The 19,456-nt window shown below is 69.3% G+C and carries 24 protein-coding genes; 16 read left to right on the top strand and 8 right to left on the bottom strand.

Annotation, left to right across the window (positions count from 1 at the left end; all coding sequences use genetic code 11):
- Positions 1 to 50: 50 nt before the first annotated feature.
- The 5 genes from arsC (at position 51) to U1F38_RS07260 (ending at position 3,807) form a co-directional block, all read left to right on the top strand.
- On the top strand, positions 51 to 404 hold the full coding sequence (gene arsC / locus U1F38_RS07280; protein ID WP_409986388.1) for an arsenate reductase (glutaredoxin): 354 nt from the start codon (positions 51 to 53) through the stop codon (positions 402 to 404).
- 2 nt (positions 405 to 406) lie between these two features.
- A complete protein-coding gene (locus tag U1F38_RS07275; protein ID WP_409986387.1) occupies positions 407 to 1,012 on the top strand; it encodes a chromate transporter in 606 nt (201 codons plus the stop codon).
- Positions 1,009 to 1,605, top strand: a complete 597-nt coding sequence (locus U1F38_RS07270; RefSeq protein WP_409986386.1) for a chromate transporter — start codon at positions 1,009 to 1,011, stop codon at positions 1,603 to 1,605. The genes U1F38_RS07275 and U1F38_RS07270 overlap by 4 nt, the downstream gene beginning before the upstream one ends.
- A 138-nt stretch (positions 1,606 to 1,743) precedes the next feature.
- Positions 1,744 to 2,175 carry a tripartite tricarboxylate transporter TctB family protein gene (locus U1F38_RS07265; RefSeq protein ID WP_409986385.1) on the top strand — a complete coding sequence of 144 codons (432 nt, stop codon included), beginning with the start codon at positions 1,744 to 1,746 and terminating at the stop codon, positions 2,173 to 2,175.
- A gap of 69 nt (positions 2,176 to 2,244) precedes the next feature.
- Positions 2,245 to 3,807: a tripartite tricarboxylate transporter permease gene (locus U1F38_RS07260; RefSeq protein ID WP_409986384.1), complete on the top strand. Its 1,563-nt coding sequence runs from the start codon at positions 2,245 to 2,247 to the stop codon at positions 3,805 to 3,807.
- Here U1F38_RS07260 and U1F38_RS07255 read toward each other — a convergent pair.
- Positions 3,740 to 5,149 (bottom strand): sensor histidine kinase N-terminal domain-containing protein, encoded by a 1,410-nt coding sequence (locus tag U1F38_RS07255; protein WP_409986383.1) that lies wholly within the window; start codon positions 5,147 to 5,149, stop codon positions 3,740 to 3,742. The genes U1F38_RS07260 and U1F38_RS07255 overlap by 68 nt on opposite strands.
- Positions 5,146 to 5,832, bottom strand: coding sequence for a response regulator (locus U1F38_RS07250; protein WP_409986382.1), 687 nt, complete (start codon positions 5,830 to 5,832; stop codon positions 5,146 to 5,148). The genes U1F38_RS07255 and U1F38_RS07250 overlap by 4 nt, the downstream gene beginning before the upstream one ends.
- Before the next feature lie 346 nt (positions 5,833 to 6,178).
- Here U1F38_RS07250 and U1F38_RS07245 point away from each other — a divergent pair, with 346 nt between their 5' ends.
- Complete coding sequence (locus tag U1F38_RS07245; protein ID WP_409986381.1) at positions 6,179 to 7,705, top strand: hypothetical protein; 1,527 nt, start codon at positions 6,179 to 6,181, stop codon at positions 7,703 to 7,705.
- A 29-nt stretch (positions 7,706 to 7,734) separates the two neighbouring features.
- Here the strand turns inward: U1F38_RS07245 and U1F38_RS07240 are convergent, their stop codons facing one another.
- The 3 genes from U1F38_RS07240 to U1F38_RS07230 are packed head-to-tail and all read right to left on the bottom strand — an operon-like array spanning position 7,735 to position 10,139.
- Positions 7,735 to 8,481, bottom strand: coding sequence for an SIR2 family NAD-dependent protein deacylase (locus U1F38_RS07240; protein ID WP_409986380.1), 747 nt, complete (start codon positions 8,479 to 8,481; stop codon positions 7,735 to 7,737).
- On the bottom strand, positions 8,478 to 9,425 hold the full coding sequence (locus tag U1F38_RS07235; RefSeq protein WP_409986379.1) for an MBL fold metallo-hydrolase: 948 nt from the start codon (positions 9,423 to 9,425) through the stop codon (positions 8,478 to 8,480). The genes U1F38_RS07240 and U1F38_RS07235 overlap by 4 nt, the downstream gene beginning before the upstream one ends.
- Positions 9,426 to 9,464: 39 nt before the next feature.
- A complete protein-coding gene (locus U1F38_RS07230) occupies positions 9,465 to 10,139 on the bottom strand; it encodes a TetR/AcrR family transcriptional regulator (protein ID WP_409986378.1) in 675 nt (224 codons plus the stop codon).
- Positions 10,140 to 10,252: 113 nt separating this feature from the next.
- Between U1F38_RS07230 and U1F38_RS07225 the strand changes: the two genes are divergently transcribed.
- The 6 genes from U1F38_RS07225 (at position 10,253) to U1F38_RS07200 (ending at position 13,367) form a co-directional block, all read left to right on the top strand.
- Positions 10,253 to 10,705, top strand: coding sequence for a VOC family protein (locus U1F38_RS07225; protein WP_409986377.1), 453 nt, complete (start codon positions 10,253 to 10,255; stop codon positions 10,703 to 10,705).
- 30 nt (positions 10,706 to 10,735) lie between these two features.
- A complete protein-coding gene (locus tag U1F38_RS07220; RefSeq protein ID WP_409986376.1) occupies positions 10,736 to 11,185 on the top strand; it encodes an SRPBCC family protein in 450 nt (149 codons plus the stop codon).
- A gap of 47 nt (positions 11,186 to 11,232) precedes the next feature.
- Positions 11,233 to 11,574: a transcription initiation protein gene (locus tag U1F38_RS07215; protein ID WP_409986375.1), complete on the top strand. Its 342-nt coding sequence runs from the start codon at positions 11,233 to 11,235 to the stop codon at positions 11,572 to 11,574.
- Positions 11,575 to 11,706: 132 nt separating this feature from the next.
- Positions 11,707 to 12,357: a dihydrofolate reductase family protein gene (locus U1F38_RS07210; protein ID WP_409986374.1), complete on the top strand. Its 651-nt coding sequence runs from the start codon at positions 11,707 to 11,709 to the stop codon at positions 12,355 to 12,357.
- A 72-nt stretch (positions 12,358 to 12,429) separates the two neighbouring features.
- On the top strand, positions 12,430 to 12,915 hold the full coding sequence (locus U1F38_RS07205; RefSeq protein WP_409986373.1) for a VOC family protein: 486 nt from the start codon (positions 12,430 to 12,432) through the stop codon (positions 12,913 to 12,915).
- Positions 12,916 to 12,971: 56 nt separating this feature from the next.
- The gene (locus tag U1F38_RS07200) at positions 12,972 to 13,367 is read left to right on the top strand and encodes a DUF899 family protein (protein ID WP_409986372.1); all 396 of its coding nucleotides are present in this window, start codon (positions 12,972 to 12,974) and stop codon (positions 13,365 to 13,367) included.
- On the opposite strand, the gene U1F38_RS07195 is transcribed toward U1F38_RS07200, so the two are convergent.
- On the bottom strand, positions 13,333 to 13,563 hold the full coding sequence (locus U1F38_RS07195) for a glycine zipper 2TM domain-containing protein (RefSeq protein WP_409986371.1): 231 nt from the start codon (positions 13,561 to 13,563) through the stop codon (positions 13,333 to 13,335). The two genes, U1F38_RS07200 and U1F38_RS07195, sit on opposite strands and share 35 nt — an antisense overlap.
- 342 nt (positions 13,564 to 13,905) lie before the next feature.
- Between U1F38_RS07195 and U1F38_RS07190 the strand changes: the two genes are divergently transcribed.
- On the top strand, positions 13,906 to 14,445 hold the full coding sequence (locus U1F38_RS07190) for a DUF4256 domain-containing protein (RefSeq protein WP_409986370.1): 540 nt from the start codon (positions 13,906 to 13,908) through the stop codon (positions 14,443 to 14,445).
- Between the two features lie 168 nt (positions 14,446 to 14,613).
- Here the strand turns inward: U1F38_RS07190 and rlmB are convergent, their stop codons facing one another.
- Positions 14,614 to 15,348, bottom strand: coding sequence for a 23S rRNA (guanosine(2251)-2'-O)-methyltransferase RlmB (rlmB, locus tag U1F38_RS07185; RefSeq protein WP_409986369.1), 735 nt, complete (start codon positions 15,346 to 15,348; stop codon positions 14,614 to 14,616).
- 116 nt (positions 15,349 to 15,464) lie between these two features.
- Between rlmB and U1F38_RS07180 the strand changes: the two genes are divergently transcribed.
- A complete protein-coding gene (locus U1F38_RS07180; RefSeq protein ID WP_409986368.1) occupies positions 15,465 to 16,910 on the top strand; it encodes a phospholipase D-like domain-containing protein in 1,446 nt (481 codons plus the stop codon).
- A gap of 52 nt (positions 16,911 to 16,962) precedes the next feature.
- Here the strand turns inward: U1F38_RS07180 and U1F38_RS07175 are convergent, their stop codons facing one another.
- Positions 16,963 to 17,706 (bottom strand): ABC transporter ATP-binding protein, encoded by a 744-nt coding sequence (locus tag U1F38_RS07175; protein WP_409986367.1) that lies wholly within the window; start codon positions 17,704 to 17,706, stop codon positions 16,963 to 16,965.
- Between U1F38_RS07175 and U1F38_RS07170 the strand changes: the two genes are divergently transcribed.
- Complete coding sequence (locus tag U1F38_RS07170; RefSeq protein WP_409986366.1) at positions 17,705 to 18,349, top strand: arylesterase; 645 nt, start codon at positions 17,705 to 17,707, stop codon at positions 18,347 to 18,349. The genes U1F38_RS07175 and U1F38_RS07170 overlap by 2 nt on opposite strands.
- Complete coding sequence (gene mnmH, locus U1F38_RS07165) at positions 18,346 to 19,419, top strand: tRNA 2-selenouridine(34) synthase MnmH (protein WP_409986365.1); 1,074 nt, start codon at positions 18,346 to 18,348, stop codon at positions 19,417 to 19,419. The genes U1F38_RS07170 and mnmH overlap by 4 nt, the downstream gene beginning before the upstream one ends.
- Positions 19,420 to 19,456: the final 37 nt, after the last annotated feature.

Raw genomic sequence — 19,456 nt, 5'->3', positions numbered from 1 at the left:
TGTCCGTCAAGCGCAAGCAGCTATCATTATCATAGTTTTCAGGAGATGTCATGAGCGCCGTCACGATCTACCACAACCCCAAGTGCAGCACCTCGCGCAAGGCGCTGGACCTGCTGCGCGAGCGCGGCATGGCGCCCACCATCGTCGAATACCTCAAGCACCCACCCAGCGCCGCCGAGCTCAAGGCCATCGCCAGGGCCACCGGCCAGCCCCTGCGCGCCCTGCTGCGCACCAAGCAGCCCGAGTATCTGGAGCAAGGCCTGGACAACCCATCGCTCACCGACGACCAACTGGCCGCCGCCATGCACGCCACGCCGGTGCTGATCGAGCGGCCGATCGTCGTCACGCCCAAGGGCGCGCGACTCGGGCGGCCGGTGGAGCAAATCCTGGGCGTGCTGGACTGAACGTGGCGCCCGCGCCAACCGACGCCGTCGGCGCCCCGCGCTCGCGCGCCGACCTGTTCTGGTCCTTCAGCGGGATCGCGCTGCAGGGCTTTGGCGGCGTGATGGCGGTGGTGCAGCGCGAGCTGGTGGAGAAGAAGCGCTGGCTCACGCGCGAGCAGTTCGTCGAGGACTGGGCGGTGGCGCAGATCATGCCCGGGCCCAACGTGGTCAACCTGTCGATGATGATCGGCGACCGGCACTTCGGCCTGAGCGGCGCGCTGGTGGCGCTGGCCGGCATGCTGGCCCTGCCCAGCGTGCTGGTGCTGCTGCTGGCGGCCGGCTTTGCCACCGTGGCCGACTCAGCCCTGGCCCAGGGCGCGCTGCGTGGCATGGGCGCGGTGGCGGCGGCGCTGATCGTCGCCACCGGCATCAAGCTGATCGGGGCGCTGCGCGGCAACCCGATGGGGCGCGCGGTGTGCCTGGCGCTGGTGGCGCTGACCGTGCTGGCCATGGTGGTGTTCAAGGTGCGGCTGGCGGTGGTGCTCCTGGTACTGGGCGGGGCCGGCTGCCTGTGGGCCTGGCACTGCCTGCGGCCGCTGCCGCCCGCCGACGAGGCGCCGCGGCCATGAGCATCACGCTGGGCACGGCTGACTGGCTGGACCTGTTCGCACGCTATCTGTCGCTGTCGCTGCTGGCGGTGGGCGGGGCGATTGGCACGGCACCCGAGATGCACCGCTACCTGGTCAGCGACCACCATTGGCTGACCGAGTCGCAGTTCAACGGCTCGATCGCACTGGCGCAGGCCGCGCCGGGGCCCAACGTGCTGTTCGTGGCGCTGATGGGCTGGAACGTGGGGCTGAACGCCGGCGGCGGGCCCACGACGGGCTGGCACGCCTACGTGCTGGCGGGTGCGGGGGCCTTCGTCACCATGCTGGGCATGCTGCTGCCTTCGGGCGTGCTGACCTACACCGCCACGCGCTGGGCGCACCGCAACCGCACGCGCCGCTCGGTGCGCGCCTTCAAGGCCGGCATGGCGCCCATCGTCATCGGCCTGCTGCTGGTCACGGGCTGGCTGCTCAGCGCCGCGCACGACCAGCCGGCGCGCGACTGGCGCCTGTGGCTGCTGACGGCCGTGGCCACGCTGATCGTCTGGCGCACGCGCATCCACCTGCTGTGGCTGATCGGCGCCGGGGCGCTGCTGGGCGCGCTGGGCTGGGTTTAGCCCCGCCGGCGAGCCGCCCCAGGGCACGGGGCGGCCGCTCGCGCCACCTGTCGGAAAGCTGTCGTACGTAGTTGCCGATGTGGCGGTGCGCGTCGTCGTCGCGAACAATGAAACGTCAAGTTTCACGGGTCTGCCGACATGAACGATCAAAACCTGCTCAAGGGGCTGCTGCTGGCCGCCGTGGCCCTTGCTTTCGGCTTGGGCGCACTGCGCTATCCGATCGGGGATTTCTCTCGCGCGGGGCCTGGCCTGTTTCCGCTGGTGATCAGCGGCATCCTGCTGGTGATCGCCATCGCGAGCATCATTCGCTCGCGCTTCGTGCAGCGGGTGCCGGTGGATTTCAGCATCAGGAACATCGTGATCATCATGATCGCGCTGTGCGGCTTTGCGGTGGTTTCCCAGTACGCCAACATGGTGCTCGGCATCGCGTTCATGGTCTTCTTCGCATCGCTGGCGGCCGACAACTATTCGTGGCTGCGCAACGTCAAGATCACCGTCGCCCTGATCGCCGTCGCCTACGCGTTCGAATACCTCCTGGGGCTCAACCTGCCCCTGCCCGGCCCCCATTGAGCCTGCCTCGACCCGCGCCGTGGGGTCCACGGCCCGCGCGCAAGAACACCCACTTTCTGGAACCGACGGATGGAAACGCTGCACAACCTGGCCTTCGGCTTTGAACACGCGCTGACGCTGCACAACCTGCTGTACTGCGCCATCGGCTGCTCGGTGGGCACCCTGGTGGGCCTGCTGCCCGGCCTGGGGCCGCTGGCCACCATCAGCCTGCTGCTGCCGCTGACCTACTCGATCTCGACCACGGGCGCGCTGATCATGCTGGCAGGCATCTACTACGGCGCCCAGTACGGCGACAGCGTGAGCGCCATCACGATGAAGATGCCGCACGCCAGCAGCATCGTGGCCTGCATCGACGGCTACCAGATGACGCTCAAGGGCAAGACGGGCCTGGCGCTGTTCACCGCCGGCGTGTCGAGCTTCATCGGCGGCACGGTGGCCATCGTGGTGCTGGCCTGGCTGGCGCCCACGCTGGGCGAGGTGGCCTTCAAGTTCGGGCCGGCCGACTATTGCGCGCTGATGATGTTCGGCTTTCTGTGCGTCAGCTTCGTCACCACGGGCAGCCTGCTCAACGGCTTTGCCATGTGCATGATCGGGGTGCTGATGGGCATGGTGGGCACCGACGTCAACAGCGGCATGGCGCGCTACACCTTCGATCTGCCCAACCTGACCGACGGCGTGAGCCTGGTCAGCCTGGCCCTTGGCTGCTTCGGCATTGCCGAGATCACCAAGAACCTCGACTCGCATGAACAGCGCTCGCCGTTCAACGGAACGATCAAGCTGATGCCCACGTGGCCCGAGTTCAAGCGCATCTTTCCGAGTGCGCTGCGCGGCAGCGCGGTGGGCTCGTTCATCGGCATCCTGCCCGGCGGCGGCGCGGCGATCGCCCAGTTTGCCGCCTATGCGTTCGACAAGAAGGTCAGCAAGTTCAAGGACGAGATCGGCACCGGCGCGATCGAGGGCGTGGCCGGACAGGCAGCGGCCGACGAGGCCGCAGCGCGCACCAGCTTCATTCCGCTGATGAGCATTGGCATTCCGGAGAACGCGGTGACGGCGCTGATGCTGGGCGCCTTCATCATCAAGGGCATCCAGCCCGGCCCCAACATGATCGCCAGCCACCCCGAGCTGTTCTGGGGGCTGGTGGCCAGCATGTGGGTGGGCAACGTGTTCCTGCTGGTGCTCAACGTGCCGCTGGTGCGCTACCTGCTGTCGATTTTCAAGATTCCGTACAACGTGCTGTTCCCGGCCATCCTGTTCTTCTGCTGCATCGGCACCTACAGCATCAACAACAACCTGGACGACATCTACACCACGGCGATCTTCGGGCTGATCGGCTACATCTTCATGCGCTTCGGGCTGGATGCCGCGCCGCTCATGCTGGGCTTCATCCTGGGCCCCATGCTGGAAGAAAACTTCCGGCGCACCCTGCTGCTCAGCCGCGGCAGCTTCGGGATCTTCGTCGAGCGCCCGATCAGCGGCACCCTGCTGGGCCTGATTGCCCTGTTCATCATCTGGCAGGTGGTTGCCTTTGCCCGAAAGGCGCGGGCCAAGAAGCGGGACGCGGCGGTCACGGCGTCTCCCCTGGTTCCTGCGGCGCTGGCCGACCAGGTGTCGCAAAGCGGATCCGCACAATGAAGCCGGCGCCGGCCGGCGCTTCATCGATTGCCGCCGTCGCGCCATGCAGCCTGGCGATGTCGGCCACGATCGCCAAGCCCAAACCGCTGCCGGTGCCACCGGCACCCCGGCCCCGATGAAAGCGCTGCCAAAGCGCCTCGCGCTCCTCGGTGGACACGCCGGGACCGTCGTCTTCCACGCTCAGTTCGGTGATGGGGCCCAGCGTGCGGGTGCGAACCGTGACCTTGGCGCCGCGGCCCGCATGCTCGATGGCGTTGTGGATCAGGTTGCCCAGCAACTCATCGAGCAACACCGGGTGGCCATCGACTGACGCCGGCTCCAGATCGAAGCCCAGATCCTGCCCGGCCTGCAAGGCCACGGCCAGCCAGCGGTCGGCGCTGTCGGCGGCCAGCTCGCGCAGATCGATCCGCTGGAGCAAGGGCCTGGCCTCCAGCGCCGCGCTCTCGGCGCGCGCCAGCGAAAGCAGTTGCTGCGCCAGACGGCTGCCGCGTTCGGCGGCCAGATGCAGGCGCTCCAGCGCGGGTTGCAGGGCCGCGGGATGCTCGCTGGCGAGCAGCTCCGACGCCTCCACGCGCACGATGGCCCACGGCGTGCGCAACTGGTGCGCGGCATCGGCCACGAAGGCCTGCTGCGCGCCGGCGGCCTGCCTCAGCCGCGCCAAAAGACCGTTGAGCGTTTGCACGAAGCCGGCCACTTCGCTGGGCATGCTGCTGGCGTCGATGGGGCGCAGCTGTTGCACGCTGAGCCGGCCAATGGCGTCCGACGCGCGCTGCAGGGGATGCAGCACCCGGTTGATGGCCAGCAACGCCAGCGCGGCCAGGGGCAAGGCCAGGGCCAGCGCGCCGGCCGCTGCGCCCAGCACCGCGGCGCGCAAGGCCGCCGTGCGTTTTCCCAGGGTCTCGGCCACCAGCACGGGGCACACCCGCCCGGCGCTGGCGCAAGGAAAGCCATACGCGGCAACGCGCACGGACCGGCCCATGAGCTTGCCGTCGAAAAAGCGCCACTCGCCGGGCCCGAGGGTGGCCGGCGCCAGCGCGGCGAGTTCGGCATGCCCCGCCAACAGATGACCGGCGGGGTCGGCGGCGGAAAACACCGTTTCATCCACGAGATCGGTGCTCAGGGCCTTGGCCGTCTGTTCGCTGAGCGGCAGGGTGATCTGCCCTTGCTGATCCTCGATGATCTGCGACAGCGCCACCGCCGTGTCGGTGAGGGAGCGGTCCAGCAAATCAAGCGCCGGCGTCAGCACCAGCCCATAGATCATCGCCGCGGCCAGCGGGATAAGCCCCGCCAGCGAGAGCGTGAGCCACAGCACAAACGTACGCCTCAGGCTGCGGCGTGTCATCGCGCGATGTCCAGCGGCGTGGACGGTTCGAGCAGGTAGCCCAGGCCGCGCACCGTGCGCAGCCGCACGCCCGCCGGCTCGATCTTGCCGCGCAGCCGCGACATCAGCAACTCCATCGCATTGTCGGAGGTGGCGGCATTCCAGTCGGGGATGAGCGCGACGAGATGATCCCTGGACACGATGGCGCCGATATGCAGCAGCAGGTATTCGACGACGATCGACTCCCGCGCGGTCAGGCTGAGCGCCTGGGGGCCGTTGTAGGCGCGCCGCGTCGTCGCGTCGAAGCGAAGCGCAGCCACCTGCAGCACCTTGCTGCGCCGCAACTCGTGGCGCCGCACCAGCGCGTGCAGCCGCGCCAGCAGCTCGGGCACGGCAAAGGGCTTGACGAGATAGTCATCCGCCCCGCTGGCCAGGCCGAGCACCCGGTCGTCGATGCTGTCGCGCGCGGTCAGCATCAGCACCGGCAGCTGCGAGCCCTGCGCCCGCACCCGCTCGAGCGTTTCCAGCCCGTCGATGCCCGGCAGGCCGATGTCGAGCACCAGTGCGTCGTAGTCGTCCTGCTGCACCGACTTGGCCACGGGCTCGCCCCGGTGGCTGACATCGACACGCCAGCCCCGCGCGCGAATGGCTTCGGCAACGGACTGCGCCAGGGTCGTGTCGTCTTCAACCAGAAGGATGTTCATGACGGCGCTGAGTCTAGTACTGCGACCCGGAAGTAGAGGAACAAGATGAAATCGATGAATTCGCGCGCAGGGCAAGGCGCAAACCGCAGCAATAGCCGAAGTTATTGCGAGGATTTGCAACGCCGCCATGCGTGCGAAGGCGCGATTTCATGTTTCGATGCTTTCGGGTCGCAGTACCAGGGCAAGGCGGAAATGCCGCAGGCGCGAACAGGCGCCGACCAAGCCGTACCGCGTCAACCGCCGAACAACCCGGCCCGTTGTTGCAGGGTCACGGTTTGTTGCCCCGCATGATCGCCACCCGGCGACGCCATCAGAAGACAGCTCGCCGCGTGCAAAGGCCCAGATCATGTCATCCCGTCCCCTACCCTTGCCGCACGGCGGCGCCCGCCCCGCACTGCACTTGGCCGGCGTGTGTGCCGCGCTGGCGTCGGTGGCGCTGTTGAGCGCCTGCACCGTGGTTCAGCCCACGCCCGTGGTCTACAGCCCGCCGCCCATGGCGGCTGCGCCGGCGGTCGCCAGCGAACCGCCACCGGTCGTCAGCGTGTACGCCGAAGCGCCCTTGGTGCAACCCGCCCCGCTGCTGGTGCCTTGGGCACCGCCGCCCATGCTGGTGCAAGCCCCACCGCCGTCGCCTTTTGCCGACGCTGTGTGGATCGGTGGCTACTGGGCGTGGCAGGGCCGCTGGGTCTGGTCGGCCGGCTACTGGGCGCCGCCACCGCGCCCCGGATACTTCTGGGTCGAACCGTACTATGAACACCGCGGCAGCGCCGTGGTGTTTGTCAACGGCTTCTGGTGCGCGCCCGGCCTGGCCTTTGTGCCGCCGCCCCCCACGCTGCGCCTGACGCTGTCGGTGGCACTGCCCGGCGTGGTGGGAACCCTGGCCCTGGGCCCCCAAGGCGTGTTCGTGCCGCCGCCGCCGGGCTCGGCCCTTGGCCTGATCGTTCCGGCCCCCATCGGCACGCCGCCGGCGGTGGTCACCGGCGCACCGGCCATCATTCACGGCGGCATGCACATCGCCGACAACCACAGCGTGACGATCAACAACACGGTGGTGAACAACACGGTCGTCAACAACCGCATCACCAACGTGCGCAACGTGATCATCGAAGCGCCGGCCAGCGCCACCGCCGACCACCGCGCGTTCCGTGGCGACGTGCCCGCGCACGCCGCGCTGGCCGCCGCCGCCGCCCCGATGACGCACTGGCAGGCGCCGCTGCCGCAAACGCAGCAGCGCTTCAACCTGGCGGCCGCGCCCGGCCGCGAGGCTGCAAGCCTGCCGCCCCCGCAGCCCGTGCGGCTGATGGCCCCCGGCCAGCCGGCGCACGCCGCGCAACCGCCCGCGCCCCCAAGCGAGCGCGCAACAGGCGCCATGCCGCTCGAACGCCGCGAACCGCTGGCCGGTGTGCCCCCGCGACCCGATGAGCGCCTGCCGCAGGCGCGCTTGCCTGCCGAGCGCGCACCCGCCGCGCCGGCGCCGCTCGAGCGCGCGCCCGAAGCCCGCACGACGCCGGAGCACATGCCGGATCGGCGCATCGACGGCCCAGCGCCGCGCCCCGAGATGCCTGCGCTGGCGCCCCCGCCCCAGGCGCGCGACAACGAGCGGCCGCGCGAAGCCCGGCCGGCGCTGATTCGCCCTGAACGCGAGCCCGCCGTGCTGCCCGCCAACACCCGGGCGCCGCAAGTGCCGGAACTCCGGCGCAACACCCTGGCCGAGCACGCGGCGCGCCCGCCCCAACCCGCCCCGGTCCCGGCCGAGCGGGCTGCGCCCGGCGCCGCCGAGCACCACGCAGCACCGCGCCCGCAAGCCGCTCGCCCCGCGCCCAAGGAACCCGCCAAACACGCCGACGAACGACGCGAACGGTCCCCGGAGTGAGCCGAGCCGTCGCGCGCGGCACGGGACCATCAGAAATCCAGCAGCTCCGGGATGAGCCGCGCCGAAGGCCCGGCCAGGATGGCATGCGCCACCGCGTCCAGGTCGGTCGGCTCGGGGTTGACGACGACCACCCGGGCGCCCGCCTGACGCGCCAGCGTGGCCAGTCCACCCGCCGGCTGAACCTGGCCCGAAGTGCCGACCACCAGCATCACCTCGCACGCACGCGCGGCCCGTTGCGCCGCGTCCAGCGCGGCAAAGGGCAGCGGCTCGCCGAACCAGACGACACCGGGGCGCACGAGGTTGCCACAGCGATCGCAATACGGCGGGAGGCCGGCACAGGCATCGTCGATGCGGCAGCAATCGCGCGGCAAGTCGAGCCAGCGGTTCTCGAACAAGTCACCGTGCAGGCACAGCACCCCTTCGCTGCCGGCGCGCTGGTGCAGCCCATCGACGTTTTGCGTGATCAGCGTCAGGCGGCCCGGGTGGCGCTGCGCAAAGGCTGCCAGCGCGAAGTGGCCGGCGTTGGGCTGCACGTCCTGCAGCTTTTCACGCCGCTCGGCGTACCAGGCCCACACGCGCGCGGGGTCGCGCCGGAACGCCGCTTCGGTCGCCAGGTCCTCGGGCCGGAAGCGTGCCCACAGGCCGGTCAGGGCATCGCGAAACGTGGGCACGCCCGACTCGGCGCTGGCGCCGGCGCCGGTCAGCACGGCGACGCGGGCGGCCGCGCGCAGCCAATCGCGCACCGGGCCGTCATGGGCCGAAGGCGTGGCCGTCATGACGGGCGCTGCCCGCGCCGGTCCAGCCACACGCCCAGGCCCTGGGCGTTCAGCTCGATGTCGATGGCCAGCAGTCGCGCCGCTTCATCCTCGCCGCCGGACCAGCCGTGGCGCAGCGCGCGGCCGACGTAGAGCTGCCGCAGGCCGGCGCGCAGGGCGGCGTGGCGGGCGTCCCGCGCCGCGCAATCGGCAGCGACCGCGATCGCCACCATGGCGTCGATCTGCTCGTGCAACTGCGCCGCCAGTCGCTGCACCGGCTCGAGGCGGCCGAAGTGCGTCGGATAGATGGCGCCGGGCTGCAGCGCCACCAGCCGGTCGATGGAGCGATGCAGCGCCGGCGGATCGAGCTCGCTGGGCGAGGTGGCCGGCACGATGAACGGGCCCTGCGCGGTGTCGAACTCGCGGTAGGACACGCCGAAGGTGTCGCCGCTGAACACGCAGCCCGACGCCGGATCGTGGATGGCGTTGTGATGCCGCGCGTGGCCGGGCGTGTCCAGGCACACCAGGCGCCGGCCGGCCAGCTCGACCGCGTGGCCGTCGGGTGCCTCGACCACGCGCTCGGCCGCCACCGGCACCAGCTGACCGTAGCTGCGCTGCATCTCGGCCTCGCCATACACCGCCGTGGCGCCGGCCCACAGCCGGCTGGGGTCGATCATGTGCCGCGCACCGCGTGGGTGCACCACCAGACGGGCATTGGGCAATTGCTGCATCAACGCGCCCGCGCCGCCGGCGTGGTCCAGGTGCACGTGCGTCAGGATCAGCCAGTCCACGTCGCCCGGCGCCAGGCCCGCATCGGCCAGGGCCGCCAGCAGGCGTGGCACCGAATGGTTGACGCCGCAGTCGATGAAGGCGCCTCGCCCCTTCTCGACGATCAGGTAGGCCGCGTCCAGGTGCGGGCGCACGAAGCCGGTGTCGATGACGTGGATGCCGTGGGAATTGGTCATGAAGGCATGGGCTTGGGACGATGGGCCAATTCTGGCCCATCAGACAGGCACAGCATCGGCCAGCAACCCGCGCTCGACCATCGCGACCTGCCGCTCGGCCAACACCAAGCGCTCCGGCTCATCCAAGAACCGCAAGGGGCCGTCAATCATCAGGAACGCCATGCCGTGCACCGCCGACCAAGCCATGAACTCCGCGCCTGGGCGGCGATTGGCTGGCAGCAGGCCGGCAGTCACCATGGCGTCGAGCGCGTCGCCCAGCAGCTCGAACGGATCGCGCCCACCGGCGCCGCGCGGAGCGGGGTCGTCGGAGGCGAACTCCTGCAGGCCGAACGGCCGCGCGGCAAACGCGGTGCGAAACAAGCCCGGCTGCTGCCAGGCAAAGCGCAGGTAACCAACGCCGACGCCGCGCAGCGCCGCCCGCGCGCGGCGGCCGGCATCGCGCATGCGGCGCGTGGCATGCAGCTCGTTTTCCATCTCCTGCGCCAACAGGGCCAGCGCGGCAGCACGCACCGCGTCGAACAAGGCCTGGTGATTGGCAAAGTGCCGATACGCGGCGTTGGGCGCCACGCCCGCGCGGCGCGTGGCCTCGCGCAGCACGACGGCAGCGGGGCCGCCTTCACGCGCCAGTTCGACGCCCGCCTCCAGCAGCGCGCGGCGCAGGTCGCCGTGGCGATAGGTGGGACGTGCGGCAGGTGACTTCGCGAGGTCTGACATTTCGAAACAGATCTTATGTGGACACCGTCCAAATCCCTACGTAGCATAAGTGTACGGCGTCCACAATTATTTCGCCAGTGGGCAAGTTCGAGTTCATCACCCAGGGCACGACCATGCAATTCACCCCCTACCTCAACTTCGACGGCAATTGCGCCGAGGCGTTTGCCTTCTATGCCAAGCTGTTCAAAGGCACCATCGTGTACCAGGGCACCTTCGGCGAAATGCCGCCGCAGCCCGGCATGCCACCGCTGCCCGAAGGCGCCAAGAATCGGATCATGCACGTGCACCTGCAAGTGGGCGCCCAGTCGCTGATGGCGTCCGACGCCATGCCGACCACGCCCGGGCAAGACCCCGACACCTGCGGCGGTGCTTACAAAAAACCCCGGGGCCTGTGGGTTTCGATCCAGGTGGCCGATGCTGCCGAAGGCCGGCGCGTGTTCGACGCGCTGGCCCAAGGCGGCGCCGTGGCCATGGCCTATGGCAAGACCTTCTGGTCCGAAGGCTTTGGCATGGTGACTGACCGTTTCGGCACGCCGTGGATGGTCAACGTGGCCGCGCAGACCTGATCGCCCGACACCCAACTCCAAGGAGCCTTCATGTCAGATGAACGCACCATCCGCCTGCACCGCGTGCTGCGCACCACGCCCGAAAAGCTGTATCGCGCCTTTCTGGAGCCCGACGCCGCGGCCAAGTGGCTGCCGCCGCATGGCTTTACCTGCACCGTGCACCAGCTCGACGCGCGTGTCGGCGGCGCGCACCGCATGTCGTTTCGCAACTTCAGCACCGGCCACAGCCATTCGTTTGGCGGCGAATACCTCGAACTGGTGCCCCACCAGCGCATTCGCTACACCGACCGGTTCGACGACACCAGTCTGCCCGGCGATCTGCAGGTCACAGTCATGCTGACCGCGGTGAGCTGCGGCACGGAGCTGGCCATCACGCAAAGCGGCATCCCGGCCGCCATCCCGCTCGAAGCGTGCTATCTGGGCTGGCAGGACTCGCTGGCGCAACTGGCTGCGTTGGTGGGGTCGGACATCCCGGATTAGGCCGAGTACAGCCCCATGCCGTCGTCAACGCCCATGGCGCGAGCACCATGTCCAAGTACCTGATTTCGTTCCCCAGTGCGGCGATGGTCGTGCCCGACGGCGAGTGGGACGCGGTGGTTCACGACTCGCACGCCGTGATCGAGCAGGCCAAGGCTGCGGGCGTCTACGTCTTCGGCGGCGGGATCGACGAAGCCGTGCCACCCGTGTTGGTCTCGCCCGATGGCGCCGTCGCCGCGGGCGGCTATTCGTGGGCACCGCCGCTCAACGGTGGGTTCACCGTGCTCGAACTGCCCCCGCGCGAGGCGGCTGTTGCGTGGGCCGCGCGAATCGCAAGAGCCTGCCGCTGCGACCAGGAACTGCGCCTTTTCGGGTTCGACCCGCAGTCCTGAACGCCTGAACGTGCGCGGCCCAAACCCTTTGTCGAGCGGGCAGTCAAATGAAACCGCATCTGGTCCGCCGCTCATCCGCAGACTTCGGCGCGATCGACCCCCTCTCGTCATCGCTCGCAACCAGGAAACATCATGTCCAGACTTCGCGTGGAGAGCTTCACGATTTCGTTGGACGGTTTTGGTGCCGGCCCCGAGCAAAGCCTTGAATGCCCGCTGGGCGTGGGCGGCGAATCCCTGCATGGGTGGTTTCTTGGTACGCGCAGCTGGCAGCAGATGCATGGCCAGGAAGGTGGCGAGGGCGGCATCGACGACGACTTCGCCGCCCGCGGCTTCAAGGACGTGGGTGCCTGGATTTTGGGGCGCAACATGTTCGGCCCGGTTCGTGGTGCGTGGCCCGACGCCGAGTGGAAGGGCTGGTGGGGCGACAACCCGCCGTACCACGTTCCGGTGTTCGTGCTGACCCACCACGCGCGAGCGTCCATTCCCATGGCCGGCGGCACCACCTTCCACTTCGTCACCGGCGGCATTCACGAGGCGCTGCAGCAGGCCCGCCAGGCCGCCGGCGGGCGGGACGTGCGCATCGGCGGGGGCGTCAGCACCATTCAGCAATATCTGCGCGCGCGGCTGATCGACGAGATGCACGTGGCGGTCTCGCCCGTGCTTCTGGGCCGCGGCGAGCGGCTGTTCGACGGCCTGGACCTGCGCGCGCTGGGCTACGACTGCGAGCAATACACAGGCTCGCCCAAGGCCGCGCACTTCGTGCTTCGTCGCAAGGCCTCGTGACACGGGACGACACCCACCCTTGCGCCATGACGCGGCCTCCTTCACCAACCCACTCCAGCAAGGAGCAACGAGATGAGCACCCCCGCCAGGAACACCATCTGCCTCTGGTTCGACCACGAAGCCGAAGAGGCCGCGCGCTTCTATGCCCAAGTCTTCCCCGACTCATCGGTCGGCGCGGTGCATCGCGCGCCGGGCGACTACCCCGACGGCAAGCAGGGCGACGTGCTGACGGTCGAGTTCACCGTGCTGGGCATCCCGTGCCTGGGCCTCAACGGCGGCCCCGCCTTCAAGCACAGTGAAGCGTTCTCGTTCCAGGTCGCCACCCAGGATCAGGCCGAGACCGACCGCTACTGGAACGCCATCGTCGGCAACGGCGGTCAGGAAAGCCAATGCGGCTGGTGCAAGGACAAGTGGGGCCTGTCCTGGCAAATCACGCCGGTGGTCTTGACGCAGGCCTACACCAGCGCCGACCCGGCCGCCGCCAAGCGGGCTTTCGACGCCATGATGACGATGAGAAAGATCGACGTGGCAGCCATCGAGGCGGCGATGCGCGGCTGAAGGACCGCCCGCGCACCGCCAGTTGCAAGAGACGTCAATGGCCGGCTTGTCGCTTCATGTGGAAACACGGTGCGCCGCATGACAAGCAAAGCCCAGGTTGCACGCACACCCAAGTGGCCTTGAACGAGCACGTACGCGCCGATCTGGCCGCACGCGACGTCCGCTACGCCGTGTTTTGCGTGAGGCCCTGGGACGACATCGCCGCCGGTCGCGATTTCTTGGGCTGGACCACGCCGTACTCCACGACCGACGCCGCAAGCGCCCTGCGCGGCGTGAAAACCCAAGTTCTCGATCGCGCCGCACGGCTTCATCGCGCTGGTCGTGGGTACCGAGGGCAACGGCATCGGCCTGCATTCGATGCAATGACTGGAGCCATCGCCACGCAGCACGGGGCCTCTTGCACCACGCCGGTGTCGGCTATCGCTTGTTCTTGCCGACCTCGTGGCCAATGACGCCGCCGACGGCCGCGCCGCCCACGGTGCCCAACGCATCTCCGCCCGTCAACACCGCACCACCGACGGCTCCGATGCCCGCGCCGACGGCGGTGTTCTGATCCTGCCGGGTCATGCCGCTGCAACCGCCAAGCCCAAGCAGCGCCACGGCGATCACGAAAGCGCCCAGAGTGTCCATTCGTGTCAGTGCCATCATTTTGATACCTCGCTTGAAAAGATTTCGATATCGCGGCAGCACCTGTGTAAGGCACCTTACACCGCTGTGTCAAGCGTAGGGCCGGCCGGCCGCTGCGTCTGTCGGACAACGCCGCGTTTGCCACCGGGCAGGAGCGCACAGTCAGCCAGACCCGTGGTGAAATCGCCGCGATCGCGCCGACTTGAGACACAAGGTGGATGGACGACCTCACCATGCCCTCCTTTCGCTCGCGCTTCGCAAGCGAACTGATGGGTCACCACCACTGGACGACGCGCAGAAAAAGCCAGATCATGCCAACCGGAACGCGCCGTACGGCGCCTTTCGTGCGAGCCCCCTGCGACCATGACTCCGCAAGAACGCGAGAAACTCCTCGGCGGCCTGAAACACCGTTTCGACAAGCACATGCACCGGCACGCGGGCATCGCGTGGACCGACGTGCAACAGCGTCTGCTGGGCCAGCCCGATGCGCTGCGCGCCCTGCACTGGATGGAGGCCACGGGCGGCGAGCCGGACGTCATCGACCACGATGCGGGCGTCTGCGTGTTCTGCGACTGCTCGCTCGAAAGCCCGCCTGGGCGCCGCAGCCTCTGCTATGACCGCATCGCCCTGGACGCGCGCAAGGCAAACAAGCCCGGCGGCAGCGCGCTGGACGCAGCCGCCGAGGCCGGGGTCAAGCTGCTGACCGACGCGCAGTACCACCACCTGCAGACGTTGGGCGAGTTCGACACCAGGACCTCGAGCTGGCTGCTGACCCCCGCCGACGTGCGAAACCGCGGCGGCGCGCTGTTTGGCGACCGGCGCTTTGGCCGCGTGTTCATCTATCACAACGGCGCCGATTCGTACTACGCCGCGCGGGGCTTTCGCGCAGCGGTGCGGGTCTGAATCCGGCGCCGCGTGGTACGGCGCCCAGGCGCGCGGCGCGCCTTCAGGGCAATGTGCCGGCGTGCTTCGCCCGCGTTTTCCATCGCCGCGCATGGGCACAATGCGCCTGATCGAGGCCGAGGGCACCCGCCCGCACCGCGCTGCATGGATGAGTTGACCGCAACACCTTCAGCCCCGCTGACGCCGCGCCTCGTACAGGCACACGCCGCTGGCCACCGACACGTTCAGGCTCTCGACCGCGCCCATCATCGGGATGCGCACCAGCGCATCGCAGGTCTTGCGCGTGAGCTGGCGCAGGCCCGGCCCCTCGGCGCCCAGCACCAGAGCGGTGGGGGCCGCCAGATCAGCCTGATACAGGGTTTGCACGGCTTCTCCGGCCGTGCCGATGATCCAGATGTTGCGCTCCTTCAGCTCACCCAGCGTGCGCGCCAGGTTGGTGACCATGAAGTACGGCACGGTCTCGGCCGCCCCACTGGCGACCTTGGCCACGGTGGCGTTGATGCCGCAGGCGTGGTCCTTGGGCGCGATGACGGCATGCGCGCCGGCGCCGTCGGCCACCCGCAGGCAGGCACCCAGGTTGTGCGGATCGGTCACGCCGTCCAGCACCAGCAGCAGCGGCGGCTCGTTCAGGCCATCCAGCAAGTCGTCGAGAGAATGCGCGGTCTCGATCGGCTGCACGCGCGCCACCACGCCCTGGTGCCCCGCGCCGCCGCACAGCCTGGCCAAGCGCGCTGCATCGGCCTCGATCACGCGCACACCAGCCTCCGATGCACGGGCCAGAAACTGCTTCATGCGCGCGTCGCGCCGCGTGGCATCGACATAGAGCTCGACGATGGACGCGGGCGAGGTCTTCAGGCGCACGCCGACGGCGTGAAAGCCGAACAGGACTTTGGGAGCTGACATTCATCCATTATCAATGCCCGCTCACGTTCGCCATCCGGAGTCGAGCGCAGTGATCGCCGATTGCTGCCGACTGCAAACCCGCCGCCGACTCAGGCATCATCGCAAGCCAGTCGCCCATGATCGCCCTGCCCCACCTGTCTCCCCTGGAACACTCCGCCTTCGTGGCGGCGGGCCTGCTGACCTACATCGTCGTCACGCGCGTGCGGCGCCAGCGCCGGCACCCGTATGCGGCCATGTCCTGGGTGTTCGGCATCGCGGCGTTCCCGTATCTGGGGCTGCCGCTGTTCCTGATCTTCGGCACGCGCAAGCTGCTGCGGCCGGCCACGCGCAGTCAGCCCGTGCCCAGCGGGCCCTGGGCGCACGCCGCCCCGCTGTGGTCCACGCGCCTGCTGGCGGCACTGGGCGTGGCTGGGGCGCAGCCGCAGGCCGACGTGCGCTTTGCCGCCGACGGCGACGCCGCCCTGGAGCAACTGCGCGGGGTGATCGCCGCCAGCCGCCGCACGCTGGACATCTGCACCTACGTGCTGGGCGACGACGAGGTGGGCGCCATGGTGGCCGCGGCGCTGGCCGAGCGCGCGCGCGCCGGCGTGCAGGTGCGCCTGCTGATCGACAGCATCGGCAACCTGAAAAGCGGCCACAGCCACGACGCGCTGCTCAAGAGCGCCGGCGTGCACACGCGCCTGTTCGTGCCGGCGCTGGGCCTTCCGGGGCGCGGGCGCGCCAACTTGCGCAACCACCGCAAGATCGTGGTGGCCGACGGCACGCGCCTGTGGGCCGGCGGGCGCAACATGGCCAACGAATACTTCATTGGCCGCGTGGACGAGCCGGCCTGGCTGGACCTGAGCTTTGTCGCCGAGGGCGCGTTGGCGGCGCAGGCGCTGGCGCTGTTCGAGGGCGACTGGCACATTGCCCACGGCGCCCGCAAGGCCACGCGGCTGGACTACGCCGAGCGCCTGGCGCAGCATGTGGCCGCTGGCGACATCGCCCCGTTGCCGCACCCCGACCCGGCCGCGCGGCCCGCCGACCTGGCCCTGGCGCAGTGGGTACCCAGCGGCCCGGATTTTCACGAAGACATCCTGCACGCGCTGCTGGTGTCCAGCGCCTTCCATGCCGAGCGGCGCCTGCTGCTGGCCACGCCCTACTTCGTGCCTGACGAGGGCCTGCTGGAGGCGCTGCTGCTGGCCGCCAAGCGCGGGCTGCGCATCACCCTGGTCCTGCCGCGCCAGTCCAACCACCGCCTGGCCGACTGGGCGCGCGGGCGCGCGGTGCGCGAGCTGGTGGACGCCGGCGCGCACGTGCACCTGGTGCCCACCATGCTGCACGCCAAGGCCGTGGTGGTCGATGACGTGCTGGCCCTGTGCGGGTCCGCCAACCTGGACAGCCGCAGCCTGTTCATCAACTACGAGGCCATGGCCGCCTTCTACGGCCCGCGCGAGATCGAATGGCTGGCGCAGTGGATCACGCAGACCGCGCACCAGGGCACGCCCGCCTCGGCACGTCCGCCCAACTGGTGGCGCGACATCGGCGAGGGCATCGTGGCGACGGTGGGCTTCCAGCTATAGCCGGTTTTCGCACCCAATCAGCCATTTACCGGCGTGTGCAAAGCGCAGTCAGCTATGCCTGTTGTAGCAATTGGCCAGGATGCGCGGTGTCTTCGGCCATGCGCCCGGCGTCGATGCTCAGGCGCCGCTGGCAGCGCGCCGCAATCGCCAGGTCGTGCGTGACCAGCACCAGCGTGGTGCCCAGTTCGCGGTTCAGGTCAAACATCAAGTCCATCACCGTGGCGCCGGTGGCGAAGTCCAGGCTGCCGGTGGGCTCGTCGGCCAGCAAAACGGACGGGTGCACCACGAAGGCGCGCGCCAGCGCCACGCGCTGCTGCTCGCCACCCGAGAGCACCCGCGGGTAGTGGCGCAGGCGCTGGCCCAGGCCCACGCGCGCCAGCATCTCGCTGGCCTGTGCCCGCGCGTCGCGGCGGCCGGCCAGCTCAAGCGGCAGCATCACGTTCTCCAGCGCGCTCAGGTTGCCCAGCAGCTGAAAGCTCTGGAACACGAAACCGATCTTCTGCGCCCGCAGTGCCGCGCGCGCGTCCTCGTCCACCGCAAACAGGTCTTCGCCCGCCAGCCGCACGGTACCGCGCGTGGGCGTGTCCAGCCCGGCGATGATGGACAGCAGCGTGCTCTTGCCCGAACCCGACGCGCCGACGATGGCCGCGGTTTCGCGCGGCGCAAGGCTGAAATGGATATCGCGCAGAATATCCAGCGTGCCGGTGGAGTCGGTCACCGACTTGAAGACATGCTCCACCGCGATGATGGGCGCTGCAACAGCGCCGGGCGCATTGCCCCTTGACTGAACCGTCATGAAAAAGCCATTTGAATTGAACCGACGACACTTTATCCGCTGGGCGCTGGCAGCCCCCGCCGCACCGGCCCTGGCAGCCACCGAAGCGCCGGTGATCCTGGTGCTGGGCGACTCGCTGAGCGCCGAATACGGCATTGCGCGCGGCAGCGGCTGGGTGGCGCTGCTGGAGCAGAAGCTCACGACCGAGAAGGTCAAAGCCCAGGTGGTCAACGCCAGCATCTCGGGCGACACCACGTCGGGCGGGCGCGCGCGCCTGCCCGCCCTGCTCAACAAGCACCGCCCGGCCGTGGTGGTGATCGAACTGGGCGGCAATGACGCCCTGCGCGGACTGCCCCTGTCGATGACCGAGGCCAACCTGGACGCCATGACGCAGGCCGCCCAGCAGGCCGGCGCCCGGGTGCTGCTGGTCGGCATGGAGGTGCCACCCAACTACGGGGCCGACTACGGCCGGCGCTTTGCCGCCGTGTTTGCGCAGGTGGCCAAGGCGCGACAAGCGGCGCTGGTGCCCTTTCTGCTCAAGGGCGTGGCCGACGGGCCGGACGCGGCAAGGCTCTTTCAGCCCGACCGCATCCATCCCACGGCGGCGGCGCACCCCACGATCCTGGCCAACGTCTGGCCCGAACTGCGACGACTTCTCAAATGAGCGTGCAGCGCATTCCTGCCGATCAGGCGCTGGCGCAGCTGGGCCGCTTTGACACCATCGTCGACGCGCGCAGCGAAAGCGAATTCGCCATCGACCAGCTGCCCGGCGCCGACAACTGGCCGAGCCTGCATGACGCCGAGCGGGTCGAAGTCGGCACCATGTACCGGCAGGTCAGCCCCTTCGAGGCGCGCAAGCGCGGCGCCGCGCTGGTGGCGCGCAACATCGCCGCGCACATCGAGCGGCACTGCATGGACAAGCCCAAGAACTGGCAGCCGCTGCTGTACTGCTGGCGCGGCGGCCAGCGCAGCGGCGCGCTGGCGCTGGTGCTGGGGCAAATCGGGTTTCGGGTGCAGGTGCTGGAAGGCGGCTACAAGGCCTTTCGCGCCGCCATGCTGGCCGATCTGCCGGCGCGCATCGAGCAGCTGCACTTTCGCGTCATCTGCGGCCCGACCGGCTCGGGCAAGACGCGCCTGCTGCACGCGCTGGCCGCTGCCGGCGCGCAGGTGCTGGACCTGGAGGCGCTGGCGCGGCACCGCGCCTCGGTGCTGGGCGCCATCCCCGGGGTGTCGCAGCCCTCGCAAAAGCACTTCGAGACGCAGGTGTGGGACACCGTGCGTGCGCTGGATGCCGCGCGGCCGGTGTATGTGGAGGCCGAAAGCAGGAAAGTGGGCAACCTCACCCTGCCCGAGTCGCTGGTCGCCGCCATGCGCGCCAGCGCCTGCCTGCGCGTGGACTTGAGCCAGGACGAGCGCGTGGCCCTGTTGCTGGAGGACTACCCCTTCTTCGTCAGCAACCCGGCCTTTTTTTGCGAGCGCCTGGACGCTCTGGTGACCCTGCGTGGACGCGCGGTCGTCGAGGGCTGGAAGACGCAGATCGCCGCCGGCCACACCGAGGCCGTCGTGCGCGAGCTGCTGGAGAAACACTACGACCCCGGCTACGCCACGTCGACCCGGCGCAACTTCAGCCAGTTCGAACACGCGCTGGCGGTGGCGCCGAGCGATCGCTCGCAGGCGGCGTTCGATCGGGCCAGTGCGCAGATTCTGGCGGCCGAAGCGCCGGTGTTGCGCTGAGCGCCAAGCGCAAAGGCGAGTTTGACCTTCGCAGCGC

The organism is Ottowia sp. (assembly GCF_046348305.1).
In the GTDB taxonomy this organism is placed as follows: Bacteria; Pseudomonadota; Gammaproteobacteria; order Burkholderiales; family Burkholderiaceae_C; genus Ottowia.
The sequence above is the reverse complement of the archived record's forward strand: the minus strand, read 5'-3'. Positions and strand labels throughout refer to the sequence as shown.

Coding starts and splice junctions, on each gene's coding strand:
- arsC (WP_409986388.1), top strand. CDS start 51: ATGAGCGCCGTCACGATCTACCACAACCCCAAGTGCAGCACCTCGCGC.
- U1F38_RS07270 (WP_409986386.1), top strand. CDS start 1,009: ATGAGCATCACGCTGGGCACGGCTGACTGGCTGGACCTGTTCGCACGC.
- U1F38_RS07265 (WP_409986385.1), top strand. CDS start 1,744: ATGAACGATCAAAACCTGCTCAAGGGGCTGCTGCTGGCCGCCGTGGCC.
- U1F38_RS07260 (WP_409986384.1), top strand. CDS start 2,245: ATGGAAACGCTGCACAACCTGGCCTTCGGCTTTGAACACGCGCTGACG.
- U1F38_RS07255 (WP_409986383.1), bottom strand. CDS start 5,149: ATGACACGCCGCAGCCTGAGGCGTACGTTTGTGCTGTGGCTCACGCTC.
- U1F38_RS07250 (WP_409986382.1), bottom strand. CDS start 5,832: ATGAACATCCTTCTGGTTGAAGACGACACGACCCTGGCGCAGTCCGTT.
- U1F38_RS07245 (WP_409986381.1), top strand. CDS start 6,179: ATGTCATCCCGTCCCCTACCCTTGCCGCACGGCGGCGCCCGCCCCGCA.
- U1F38_RS07240 (WP_409986380.1), bottom strand. CDS start 8,481: ATGACGGCCACGCCTTCGGCCCATGACGGCCCGGTGCGCGATTGGCTG.
- U1F38_RS07235 (WP_409986379.1), bottom strand. CDS start 9,425: ATGACCAATTCCCACGGCATCCACGTCATCGACACCGGCTTCGTGCGC.
- U1F38_RS07230 (WP_409986378.1), bottom strand. CDS start 10,139: ATGTCAGACCTCGCGAAGTCACCTGCCGCACGTCCCACCTATCGCCAC.
- U1F38_RS07225 (WP_409986377.1), top strand. CDS start 10,253: ATGCAATTCACCCCCTACCTCAACTTCGACGGCAATTGCGCCGAGGCG.
- U1F38_RS07220 (WP_409986376.1), top strand. CDS start 10,736: ATGTCAGATGAACGCACCATCCGCCTGCACCGCGTGCTGCGCACCACG.
- U1F38_RS07215 (WP_409986375.1), top strand. CDS start 11,233: ATGTCCAAGTACCTGATTTCGTTCCCCAGTGCGGCGATGGTCGTGCCC.
- U1F38_RS07210 (WP_409986374.1), top strand. CDS start 11,707: ATGTCCAGACTTCGCGTGGAGAGCTTCACGATTTCGTTGGACGGTTTT.
- U1F38_RS07205 (WP_409986373.1), top strand. CDS start 12,430: ATGAGCACCCCCGCCAGGAACACCATCTGCCTCTGGTTCGACCACGAA.
- U1F38_RS07200 (WP_409986372.1), top strand. CDS start 12,972: ATGTGGAAACACGGTGCGCCGCATGACAAGCAAAGCCCAGGTTGCACG.
- U1F38_RS07195 (WP_409986371.1), bottom strand. CDS start 13,563: ATGATGGCACTGACACGAATGGACACTCTGGGCGCTTTCGTGATCGCC.
- U1F38_RS07190 (WP_409986370.1), top strand. CDS start 13,906: ATGACTCCGCAAGAACGCGAGAAACTCCTCGGCGGCCTGAAACACCGT.
- rlmB (WP_409986369.1), bottom strand. CDS start 15,348: ATGTCAGCTCCCAAAGTCCTGTTCGGCTTTCACGCCGTCGGCGTGCGC.
- U1F38_RS07180 (WP_409986368.1), top strand. CDS start 15,465: ATGATCGCCCTGCCCCACCTGTCTCCCCTGGAACACTCCGCCTTCGTG.
- U1F38_RS07170 (WP_409986366.1), top strand. CDS start 17,705: ATGAAAAAGCCATTTGAATTGAACCGACGACACTTTATCCGCTGGGCG.
- U1F38_RS07175 (WP_409986367.1), bottom strand. CDS start 17,706: ATGACGGTTCAGTCAAGGGGCAATGCGCCCGGCGCTGTTGCAGCGCCC.
- mnmH (WP_409986365.1), top strand. CDS start 18,346: ATGAGCGTGCAGCGCATTCCTGCCGATCAGGCGCTGGCGCAGCTGGGC.